This window comes from Pseudoalteromonas sp. OF5H-5 (genome assembly GCF_021530695.1).
In the GTDB taxonomy this organism is placed as follows: Bacteria; Pseudomonadota; Gammaproteobacteria; order Enterobacterales; family Alteromonadaceae; genus Pseudoalteromonas.
The window spans coordinates 278668-290953 of the sequence record NZ_JAKGBF010000003.1; the positions used below are offsets into that span (position 1 = coordinate 278668).

General features: G+C 43.2%; 7 protein-coding genes. 1 reads left to right on the forward strand and 6 read right to left on the reverse strand.

Annotated features, from left to right (window positions below; translation table 11 throughout):
• Window positions 1-31: 31 nt before the first annotated feature.
• From L1271_RS06090 to L1271_RS06110, 5 genes are read right to left on the reverse strand one after another with little or no spacing between them, the layout of a single operon-like run.
• Window positions 32-2515 (reverse strand): glycogen/starch/alpha-glucan phosphorylase, encoded by a 2484-nt coding sequence (locus L1271_RS06090; RefSeq protein WP_102058041.1) that lies wholly within the window; start codon window positions 2513-2515, stop codon window positions 32-34.
• Window positions 2508-4559: a glycogen debranching protein GlgX gene (gene glgX / locus L1271_RS06095; protein ID WP_235367346.1), complete on the reverse strand. Its 2052-nt coding sequence runs from the start codon at window positions 4557-4559 to the stop codon at window positions 2508-2510. Before glgX ends, L1271_RS06090 begins: the two co-directional genes overlap by 8 nt.
• Window positions 4553-6793, reverse strand: coding sequence for a 1,4-alpha-glucan branching protein GlgB (gene glgB / locus L1271_RS06100; protein ID WP_235367347.1), 2241 nt, complete (start codon window positions 6791-6793; stop codon window positions 4553-4555). Before glgB ends, glgX begins: the two co-directional genes overlap by 7 nt.
• A complete protein-coding gene (gene malQ, locus L1271_RS06105) occupies window positions 6794-8773 on the reverse strand; it encodes a 4-alpha-glucanotransferase (protein WP_235367348.1) in 1980 nt (659 codons plus the stop codon).
• An 8-nt stretch (window positions 8774-8781) separates the two neighbouring features.
• A complete protein-coding gene (locus L1271_RS06110; RefSeq protein ID WP_010372991.1) occupies window positions 8782-9081 on the reverse strand; it encodes an isoamylase early set domain-containing protein in 300 nt (99 codons plus the stop codon).
• A gap of 556 nt (window positions 9082-9637) precedes the next feature.
• Here L1271_RS06110 and L1271_RS06115 point away from each other — a divergent pair.
• Complete coding sequence (locus tag L1271_RS06115; protein ID WP_235367349.1) at window positions 9638-11539, forward strand: putative bifunctional diguanylate cyclase/phosphodiesterase; 1902 nt, start codon at window positions 9638-9640, stop codon at window positions 11537-11539.
• A 136-nt stretch (window positions 11540-11675) separates the two neighbouring features.
• Here the strand turns inward: L1271_RS06115 and L1271_RS06120 are convergent, their stop codons facing one another.
• Window positions 11676-12104 (reverse strand): Lrp/AsnC family transcriptional regulator, encoded by a 429-nt coding sequence (locus L1271_RS06120; protein ID WP_010372995.1) that lies wholly within the window; start codon window positions 12102-12104, stop codon window positions 11676-11678.
• Window positions 12105-12286 lie beyond the last annotated feature (182 nt).

Consider the following 12286-nt stretch of genomic DNA (forward strand, 5'->3'; position numbering starts at 1 on the left):
ATTTCTTCTCTCCATAACTTTTTTGCGGTGACTACTGCATTGGGCTCAAGCGCCAAATATCATCGCTGTAATCTTGAATTGTTCTATCGCTAGAAAATTTTCCACTTGCTGCGGTATTGAGAATACTCATGCGCAGCCAATGTTCCTTGTCTTTATATGCTTGAGCCGCATGCTCCTGGCTCTCAACATAGGAAGGAAAATCTTGTGCCACTAACCAAGGATCGGTACTACTCTTAATTGAGTTGATTACGTCATCAAAGATATTAGGCTCAAATAGGTTAAAGTGCCCACTTTCGAGCAAAGCCATAACACGTTTAAGGTCATTGTTGCTTTCTATTATCTTAAGGGGCTGATAATTTTGACGCACTTGCTGTGCTTGTTCAGCAGTTACACCAAATAAGTAAAAATTGTCTGCACCAACGCATTCTCGTATTTCAATATTTGCACCATCTAAGGTACCTATGGTGATCGCGCCGTTCATCATAAACTTCATATTGCCTGTGCCAGAGGCTTCTTTTCCAGCAGTTGATATCTGCTCTGATAAGTCTGTTGCAGGACAAATCACTTCCATTTTTGAGACATTGTAATTGGGCATGAAAGCCACTCGAAGATAGGGCCTCGCCGTGGGGTCATTGTTGATAACATTGGCAACATTATTGATTAATTTAATGATCTTCTTCGCCATGTAATAACCGGGTGCAGCCTTACCTCCAAACAGTACACAACGAGGAACAAGCTCTGCCACATCGCCACGACAGATCCGATCGTAAAGATGGATAACGTGCAATACGTTAAGTAACTGACGTTTGTATTCATGAATTCGCTTGACTTGAACATCAAACATCATAGTTGGGTCAAACTCTACCTGACATTCATGAGCAATTAGCTCAGCAAGACGTTGTTTGTTGTTTTGTTTGACTGTTAGCCACTGCTTTTGGAAGGCGTGATTATCATAAAAACGACGTAGTTCACTAATTTTAGAAAAATCAGCTTGCCATCCGTCGCCAATTTTTCCGCTAATCAATTGCGCCAGTTCTGGATTACAATGCGATAACCAACGCCTTGGCGTCACACCGTTGGTTTTATTATTAAACTTCTCTGGGCACAGTTGATAGAAATCGTTAAACAAGCCAGCTTTTAATAACTCGGTATGAAGTGCAGCAACACCATTGACAGAATAACTACCTACAATCGCAAGGTACGCCATGCGAATTTGAGGATGACTGGACTCCTCAATGAGTGACAGCGCGCGCTGCTTTTCGATATCGCCGGGCCATTTAAGTGCAACTTCCGACAAAAAGCGGGCATTGATCTCATAGATAATTTCTAGCAACCTTGGTAACAAGCGCTCAAATAAACTCACAGACCAGCGCTCTAATGCTTCAGGCAATAAAGTATGATTGGTATATGCCATGGTTGATGTCGTTATCTTCCATGCGGCATCCCATTCCAGCTCGTAATCATCTAATAGAATGCGCATTAACTCTGCTACGGCAATACTGGGATGGGTATCATTGAGTTGGAATACGTGATAATCCGCAAAATCACTGAAATCATCGCCATATTGCTCAACCCAAGTTGCAATCACGTCTTGCAAGCTCGCGCTGGATAAAAAGTACTGCTGCCTTAATCTCAGTTCTTTGCCATTTTCACTGGCATCATTGGGGTATAGCACCATCGTTATCTGCTCAGCGAGATTCTTTTTCGCCACCGCTTCTGAATAACTACCGGCGTTAAATTCGTTGAGGTCAAACTCATCGGTCGCCTCTGATTTCCATAGTCTTAATGTGTTTACCACCTCATTACGATATCCAGGCACAGGAACGTCGTAAGGCACCGCGAGAATATCTTGCGTATCAAGCCATTCATGATGCTGCCTACCATTTTTGTCGGTATGTACTTCAACATGACCAAAAAACTTAACTCTGCGGGCTTGTTCTGGTGCGGCAAGCTCCCATGGATGGCCTTCACGGAGCCAGTTATCAGGCTGCTCTACTTGGTGACCCTGTTCACAGGTTTGGTTAAACATCCCAAATTCGTAACGTAAACCGTAACCAACAACAGGAAGGGCTAATGAAGCACAGCTATCCAAAAAACAAGCTGCAAGGCGGCCTAAACCACCATTACCAAGACCTGCATCATGTTCAGCCTGCGCGACCTCTTCAAGCTCAGTACAGTATTCTTGTAATGCCGCTTGAACTTGTTCTTCTAAGTCTAGATTTAACACCGCATTAGACAGTGCTCTACCCATTAAAAATTCCAGCGAGAGATAAGCTGCTTTACGCGTCTTTTTACTCTTTATGTGCTCTTTGGTTGCTCGGCAACGGGCGACTAATCGGTCACGAATGGTCAAGGCTAATGCATGGTACAAATACAGTCGCGACTCTCCTACTTTGTCTCGACCTAAGGTGTAGTAAAAGTGACGAGTCAAATCATCACTCAAGGTGTTTTCATCTATCTTTGGTGCATCCTGCCAATGTTTTACCACGCATACTGGCGCACTTTTATTAGCCATGCTTTTCATCCCCTTTGATTGATGTAAATATCCATGCTGACTTAGCTGGAACCTGTAAATAAGAATCTAACTCTGGTCTTTGCGGCTCAACCGCGGTGGTGATTGCTTGCTGCCAATGAGATGAAAATGCACTAAATGGCAGCTTTATTTGCAATGCACTTTCACTGGCGTTCAATATTATCAATAAGCTTTGCCCTAACTGCTGATCAGTAATGGTGTAACTCAACCATTTGCGGCTCGGCTCTCGCCATTGTTCAGGCGATAACGGCTTTGCTTGTTCATTAAACCAATTCACCGCAAAACGACTGTCACTGTCATGGACATAAAATGAGTGAGAAAACGCGGCAAATTGCCTTCGAAGGGCAAGTAAATCTTGGATAAAAAAAGTTAAAGTATGGTGTTGCTGGTGGTTTTTCCATGCCAGCCAGCTAGTGCAGTTGTCTTGGCAGTAAGCATTATTGTTGCCACTTTGCGTATGTGCCATTTCGGTTCCCGCACAAATCATCGGGATCCCTTTGGATAAAAACAAAGTGAGTAATGCATTTTTCTGCATACTGAGACGCAATTCATTGATTTGAGGATCGGCACTGAATCCTTCTACCCCACAATTAAATGAAAAGTTTTCACTGTGGCCGTCTCTATTTGCCTCGCCGTTTGCTTCATTGTGTTTATGCTCGTAAGCCGTCCAATCAAACAATGAGAAGCCGTCATGACTGGTAAGAAAGTTTATGGAGTTCAAAGGGCCCCGTAAGTTATGTTCAAACAGATCACTGGAGCCATGAATACGCATCGCAAGCTCTGGCAATACTCCCTCATCGCCACGCCAAAAGCGCCTAACGGTATCTCGATATTTATCATTCCACTCACGCCAAGGAGAAGGAAATTGCCCAAGTTGATACCCACCAGGACCAATATCCCAAGGCTCGGCAATCAGTTTTACTTTGCTAAGTACTGGGTCTTGATGGATCGCTTGCAAAAATGCATGTTGATTTGAAAATCCCGAGGCTTGACGAGCAAGGATCGTCGCCAAATCAAAGCGAAAACCATCCACCCCCATGTATTCCACCCAATAGCGCAAGCTGTCCAAGACAAGTCTTAATACCACTGGATTCGAGATATTCATTGTGTTTCCACAGCCCGTGTCATTAATGTAGACATTGGGCTTACTCGGCAAGGTACTGTAATAAGTCAGGTTATCAAACCCTTTAAAGCTTATTGTCGGGCCATCCAAACCACCTTCCGCAGTATGGTTAAACACCACATCCAAAATAACCTCAATGCCGGCTTGATGGAGTCGCTCTACCATTACCTTAAATTCGTTGATGTCGTCGTTAACGAGATAACTTTTGTGTGGCGTAAAAAAGTTGAGGCTGTTATATCCCCAATAATTTTTTAGTCCTTTGGTCGTAAGAAATTGCTCGTTGATAAACGCATGCACAGGTAGCAGCTCAATCGCAGTAACACCAATATGCTTGAGGTGATCGATAAAAGTTTGTTCTGCAATCCCTAAGTATTTTCCTTGGTGTTTAGTTGGAATATCTGGGTGCCTAACAGTTGCCCCTTTAACATGACATTCATAGATCACCGTTTTACTCCACGGAGTCTTGGGTCGCTTCCCTTGATACTTCTCAATCGCCGTCACTTTACTCTTTGGCATATCACAGGCGTTATCAGATGGGTTTAAATGGCCCACTGGCAAATGGCAAAAATGCCGTTCACTCCAAGTAAACTCACCAAAAAAGTCGCGGCAATATGGGTCTAAGAGTAACTTATTGGCATTGAAAAGCAGGCCTTTTTCCGCGCAATACTCTCCGTCTACACGATAGCCATATAAGTCTCCGACTTGTGCTCCCTCGATAAACAGTGACCAATTTCCGCCTTCATGCCTGAACATCCCTATCCGATTCACTTCGCTATGGCCGCTTTTGTCAAACAGACACAGGGTTACGCGTTTTGCTTTCGGTGCATAAACACAAAAGTTAACGCCTTTATTACTGGCTGTTGCACCCAATAATTGATGATCGCCGCGATAACTGGTTAGCATGTGCCACCAGATATCAGCTGCAAATACACGGTTGCCAGAGGCGGAACAGTTATATCGATACTTTGCTCAAGGCCATGGCTTGCTATGCTTTTCGATTCAATGAGTTGTTGTTTATGTGCAACGACTCCAACGCCGCTCCCCCAAAACGCTTTGTCATCCGTGTTTAAGATAACTTGATACACACCCGCTGACGGCACGCCTAAGCGGAATTGAAAATGAGTTTGTGGCGTAAAGTTTGCGATCACCACCAGCGGTGTAACACCATCTTGTCCGTAGCGTACAAAACTAAATATGCTTTGCTCAGCGTTCCCCCCATCAATCCAATTAAATCCTGTTGATTTGCTATCACACTCAAATAATTGCGGCGTTGATTTATAGGTCGTATTGAGCGCTTTGACACACTTGTAGACGCCTTGATGTGCTTCACTTTCAAGCAACTTCCAGTTGAGTTGTTGGTTATGATCCCACTCCTCTCGGGGGGCAAGTTCAGCGCCCATGAACAGCAACTTTTTACCTGGGTGGGCAAACATAAAGCCATAGTAGGCACGTAAATTAGCGAATTGCTGCCAATCGTCTCCTGGCATTTTGCTCAGTAGCGCACCTTTGCCATGTACCACTTCATCGTGACTTAATGGCAAGATGTAATTTTCAGAATAGGCATACACCATCGAAAAGGTCATTTCATGGTGATGGTACTTGCGATGAATTGGGTCTTTGGACATATAGTTTAGCGTGTCATTCATCCACCCCATATTCCACTTATAACCAAAACCCAAACCATCGTGTTCAACACTGCGAGTAACACCGGGCCAAGCTGTGGATTCTTCAGCGACCATCATAATACCTTCATCAACGCCATAGCATTTGGTATTGACTGATTTGAGGCACTCAATTGCACCTAGGTTTTCACGGCCGCCGTATTGATTTGGCACCCATTCCCCATGTTTTCGGCTGTAATCCAGGTAAAGCATCGATGCCACGGCATCAACTCGTAAACCATCGATGGCGTATTCTTTTATCCAATACATCGCATTCGACAGCAAAAAGCTTTTTACTTCAGCGCGGTCGTAGTTAAAAATATAGGTATTCCAATCTGGGTGAAATCCTTGCCGCTTATCAGCATGTTCAAATAAATGCGTACCATCAAATTTATGTAAACCATGGGGATCTGATGGGAAATGTCCCGGTACCCAGTCGATAAGTAATCCGAGCTCTTCACGATGACAGCACTCAACGAAGTAAGCAAAATCCTCCACGCCACCAAAGCGACTGGTTGGCGAGAATAACCCCACTGGTTGATAACCCCAGGAGCCATCAAAAGGATATTCACTGATAGGCATCAGTTGCAAATGGGTAAATCCTAGTGCCTTTACATAAGGGATAAGGTCATCCGCTAATTCTCGATACGTAAGATAGCGATTACCGTCTTTCTCTCGGCGCTTCCAAGAGCCCAAATGCACTTCATAAATACTAATGGGTGCATTGATTTTATTACGCAGCGCCTTTTTATCATGATCAGCTTGGCTCAATGTGAAAGCCGCAGGTCGAGCCTGAGTTATACTCGCCGTACCCGGTGCTTGTTCCATTTTAAATGCAAAAGGGTCAGCCTTTTCTATGCGCTCCCCCTCAAATGTGGTGATTGCAAATTTATAGCAGCAGTCAACCTCCAGTGCCGGAATAAAAAGCTCCCATACACCACTGGCTGGATGTAATCGCATTGGATGCTGCACGGCCTGCCAATGATTAAACTCACCTATCACAGAAACAGACAACGCATTTGGCGCCCAAACACCAAATCGAAACCCAATTACACCCTCTATTTCTACTTGATGTGATCCTAAATGCAAATAAGCTTGGGCTTGTGTTCCTTCATTGAATAAGTACAAAGCATCATCAGCCAAGCAACTTTCAAAACTATATACATCCCTCCCAGTGACAGTTTGCTCTGGGTAGTGCACTTCAAGCAGGTAATCTTTGCTGATGTCATCCGCTTTAAAATCTAATGTGAATAGCGCACTTTTGCGAAACCGTTCAAGCGCATAACTGCTATTGTTGGTAAGCACCTTAACTTCTGTCGCACCAGGAATAAAACAGCGCACGACTGAGCGCTTCGCATCTAGCTGGTGTAGCCCTAAAAAGGCAAATGGGTCGCGACACTTACCGGCTTCCAAAGCGGCTAATTGACTGATGTAGTCATCTACTTGGGCGTCTTCTATTTTTGCTCTTGTATTCATCTATTCTTTCCTGCTGGTTACCGCATCTCGGATCAGCGGCCGAGAACTTGCAATAATTTCCGCTGATGTCTGATTAAGTCGCCTTCTCCAGTTTGGATACTCTTGGTCAGTACCAGGAATGTTCACTGGTAACTTCTGTTCGTCGAGGTCATCAAACTGAATTGTCAGCATTTTTGCAGGCGACTTGGCGAGCACATTGATAAGCGACTGATACACATCACGGGCTTCGCTCGCAAGGCTGACACTTACCTCACCATAGCGACTAAGCCAATGACAAAGCTTCTCTCGCTCGGATGTTCGCTCTTCATCCGCTTTTGTTAGTTGGGGTTCGCTCAATAACTGATATTCGCGTTTCAACCTAAGGTCATCATGGCTCCACCAGCCAAAAAATGGCGGGACGTCATGGTTAGCAACCATGAGTAACGCATTGTGCTTATAGTGCGTAGGTGCTAAAAACTGACCGTGATAATCCTTCTCGAAGTAAAAAAGAATATTGCTGTATATATGAGACTCAGACATTGCTTCTTTGATTTCGATTGGAACAACCCCTAAATCTTCACCAATGATCATCACTTGATGTTTGACAGACTCAATTTTGAGGATCGCTAAAAGGTACTCAAATGGATAATATACATAGCAACCTGTTTGCTGCTGATCTTGATAAAAGCACCACCACAACCTTCTTAGGCCCATCACATGGTCAATTCTTAATGCCCCAACACCGGTGATGTTCGCTTGGATCAGCTGTTTAAAAAATGCAAAGCGCTGCGCTTTTAACTTAACGGGGTTTAACGCTGGTAACCCCCAGTTTTGACCGAGCTCTGCCCAAGGGTCTGGAGGCGCGCCCACGCGAGCATGTTCGGCATACAAATTTTTATTGCTGTTGTATTCACTTGAGCCGTCAGCACAACCAACGGCTAAATCATTGATTAAACCTACAGCCATACCAGCATTCAGTGCCGAAGACTGGCATTGCGTTAATTGTTCAAACGCAAGCCATTGTAAAAATTTAGCGAAGTCATCGTCCTCAAATGCCTTAAGCTCTTGCTGCTTAGCCTGGCAAAATCGATTAAAGTCTGCACACCACGTTCCAGTTTGTTCACACAATAACTGCCACGCAAAACGTAACGCGTTAAGCTTAGTTTCCATACAGTGAGTCATATCAAGATATGTCGCGTTCAAGTTACTCTTTGAGACGTTTAAATAGCTGGCGAATACACTCACATCTAAGCCAAATTGTTCACACAAAAGCTCTATAGAAATGTAAAAAGGGTGCAGTAGGCGGCGGTCATTTGGGCTGTACGGGCTCGCTTTTTCTGGTTCATCAACAAACAGCAAATGCAGTGGGTTTAACAAAATGTAGTCAACCCCTTCAGCTGCGCTAGCCTCAACTAATTGCTTTAGCTCATAAAAATCCGCACTTAGCTTGTTGCCAGCAGGCTTTAACGAATATAGCTGAATAGACAATCCAAGGAGCTTCTTATGTTGTTCAATCGGGTCATAACACTGTCTAGGCGTCACCCAAAGTTCTGTCTCGAACCGCGCACCATTTAACATTACCTCAGCGCTATGATAACCGACTTCAATCGCGTTTATTGGCACTTCAAGTTGAACATAGCGTGTATCTTGATAGCGGTAATCCCCAATCACTACTTGCTTGTTTGGATCGCAAACACAGCAATAACCCAATGCGGGGATCGACACAGTTAATTCGTTAATTTGCAGGCCGGCATCCACTCTTATCGTAATAGTTGGCATCTCTTTGCAAACCAAAGAAATGGCTTCAACTGGCGTTAACCACTTAGCAATATCCAGCTCAAAATTGAGTGTATTTATTTCATCTAGATTGCTGACATCAACACCGCACTCCTGCAATGCCTGTAGACGAGTTTGGTGATCAAATACCACATGATCACCCGTGTATTTATGGTACTCATAACCAATACCATAGAGATAAAGAAGCTGAGCAATGTTGTCCATTTATAATGTTACGCTCTCGCTGTGGACACAACACTGTTGTCTTCTCCAAAGCCGTTGGGCACATAATCATCTGCTTGATGATCATTGTCCCAGACTTCACCATCAATCAAATATCTGAAGTGGTAATCTTTGTCGGTTGGTAAACGGTGTTTGAGCTTGAACGCACTGTCTTTTTTGATGAATTTCATCGGCTCGGGTTGCCAATCATTAAAATCACCAGCAAGTTCCACCGTTTTCGCTTCTGGGTGTGAAAATGAAAATGTAATTTCTGCTTCGTCTTTTGTTTTGAAAAACCGTTTAGTGAGCATATAACCCCCGTTTACCTTTTGTGAGTCCTTATTTCACAGCGACGTACGCTAATACTGCAAACGACTGGTAACTGTGTACGATTTATGTCGAGCATATTGAAATTTAAGTGAAACTAGATGACAACTCACCGTTCGCTTTAAAAATCAACAACCCTAAGTACAGCAAACAAATATTGAGTTTGTATGACAGTACAAATTTGGTGCAATTTTGCACCGCTTTGGCGCAATCTAAATCAGATAAGCAGTGATTTCAGTTTGCTATGAGTTCCTTGCAATCACTGAGCCAATCACATTAAGAGTCAACAAGAAAGCTAGTTAAGAATGGTTATCATGTAAAGTGAATTTAACTAATAATTGATCCCGCTCATATAAAGCAGTCTGCAAAGTGAAATATTTGGTACTTTCACACGATGAAGTTTGCAACTGAATGCTAAAGTGTGTAAAAAACTAGGTTAGTAACTATAATTTCAGATTACATTTTTTGCGATGATGGTGTTATCTAAGTACGATTACTCCATAATATGCAAGAGTCTGAATTACTAAGGAAAGCCTATCCATGCCAAACGCGATAAGACTAACAAGTACCCTACTTTTGGGCACATTATTTGTTGTCATATTGCTGCATCTGTCTTTTAAGGCTCACGTGCTTGAGCTGATCGCTACAACCCCGGTAAATGAGCACCTTACAGTATCAATGATATCACCTTGGTATTCCCCACTACTGCACGGTTTGAACTTTGCAGCAAGCGGAAACCACACTTATGTTGCGGTAGAGTCAACACTCGGAATACCCAAATATCTGGATGTAAGTACAGTTTGGTATGCCGTATTTACTTCTCCAATCACTCTCATTTCAATTGCAACTTTACTCGCGATTGTTGCGTATCTTTTTAAATCAGAGCGCCGCTACCGTAATCAAGATGAAGATATAAGCGAGGTGAATAAGGACGTTGGAGGAATATTGATGCGTTTAGAGGTTGATAGTGCGCCACTGCACCATAAGTCCTCTCTTGCCAAGCTCAGCCATGCGATCCACGACTTGTCTAGCCATCTTGCACGCGTAAAACGCCATTCAGAGTCTCAAATTTTTCAAGACAAGCTCACAAAGCTTATAGATAGACATGCATATATTGACCATATTGAGGCAAAGTTAAAGCAAGCTGAGTTGGCGCAACAAAAATGTGGCCTGCTATTTATTGATTTGGACGGCTTTAAGCAGGTCAACGATTCCTTTGGCCACAGTTTTGGCGACGAAATTCTGATCCAAGTTGCTGCTCGGCTCTCAAAAGTGGTTCGCCAATATGGTTTAGAAGATTGCCACCCTATTCATGGCCTTGAACAAAACCTTTCAAGACTCGGCGGCGATGAATTTTCGCTATTTATTCCCAAATTAAACAATCCAAGTTTGTGCACAGAAATCGCGCAGTCCATTCTTAGTGATATAGAGCGTGATTTCTTGCTTGGCAATAAGCTTGTCAAAATTGGAGCAAGTATCGGCATCGCGGTATACCCAGATAGTGCAGCAACACCAAACTCATTACTGCAGATGGCTGATGTTGCCATGTATAGAGCAAAAACGGATGGTCGTGGAATTTTTAAAGTTTATTCCCCCGAAATGGGGTCGAAAATGCGACGTTATCACTACCTCTTAGAAGAGTTACGACTCGCTATCTCTGCGCAAAGCTTTTATCTGTCATTCCAACCGATAGTGCATGTTGAAGATTGTGCTATCGACTATTTTGAGGCGCTTATTCGTTGGAACCACCCGATAGAAGGGCAGATTCCACCGGCCGAATTTATTCCAATTGCAGAAGAGTCAAATTTAATTTTAGAGCTTGGTGATTGGATCCTACTTGAGTCGTGTAGGCAAATGTGTGCATGGCATAATGCAGGGATGAAAAAGGTAAAAATCTCGGTCAATGTTTCTGGAATACAATTAAAGCACAGAAAAGTCTTTGAATGGGTAAATGCTGCCCTAGAAAAAACCGGTTTACCAGCTACTGCTTTGATGTTGGAAATCACAGAGTCCACTCTTATCAAGGCCAGCAATGAAACGATTTCACAATTGCAACAATGCCGAGATGCAGGAATAAGTGTCGCGATTGACGACTTTGGAACAGGTTTTAGCTCACTAAGCACCCTCGCCGATTTACCCATTGATGTGATAAAAATCGATAAACTGTTTATCACTCAAGCCAATAGCAACCCCAAGTACCGTAAGATCCTCAATTCCATCAGCGAACTTGGACAGCAGTTAGAATTAAAGATTGTTGCCGAGGGGGTTGAACAAACCGAACAATTTGAGCTAGTTAAAAACTTAGGAATTAGCTGTGTACAGGGGTATTTAGTTAGCCGGCCTGAAAGCTCAAATAATGTGGGTAGCAAAGTGTTAAATGGCAATGTGAATCACATCGCAGCCACCGGCACCAGCATTTGGTTACCAGAGCAAGTTGGGTAGCTGCTGTTAATAGTTAAGCGAAAAAAGAGAGCTATATACTGCACCTTCCACGCTAGGCAACCTATTATGCTAAAAGTGGGTGCTTGGCGGTTCGTGATGAACGCCCACAGTATTTATCCAGACTAGGTAAGGTTATTTATCGCTTAAATTTGGTTTCTAGGATAACCGACGAGTTGGTACGCTCAATCCCCTCTAAATTACCGATTTCATCTAGCAGATGGCTCAACTGCTCCAAACTCTGTGCTTCAACAATGGCAATCAAGTCATATTCCCCACTAATGGCATAAAGCGCAGAAACATTTGGCAACTGCTGCAATGCTAAATTCGCCTTTGTAGTGAGTTTTTGTTTTACCTTAATAGAAACGTGTGCAGATACTAAATCGTCCATATACTGCTCCGCGAACTCTACGCGATAGCCTTTAATTACGCCATTTTGCTCTAATTTTGCGATACGATTTTGTACTGTGGTTCTGGAAAGGTCTAACTTACGTGCCAACTCAGAGATGCTCTCTCGTGCGTTATTACGCAACAGTGCAATGAGCTTTTCGTCTTGTGAACTAATCATTTTGCAATTTAATCATGTTAATTTGACATAAATGATAGCAAATATGTGAATTATTGCACTGCAAATTATTACAAAAGCGCGTAATAATGAAGAAATAGCAAGTTGGCAGTGAGCAGAACAACAAGTAATCAGCTTCTGCTCGACAGTAATACCGCACAATGATAACAATTTAGGAGAAAGCG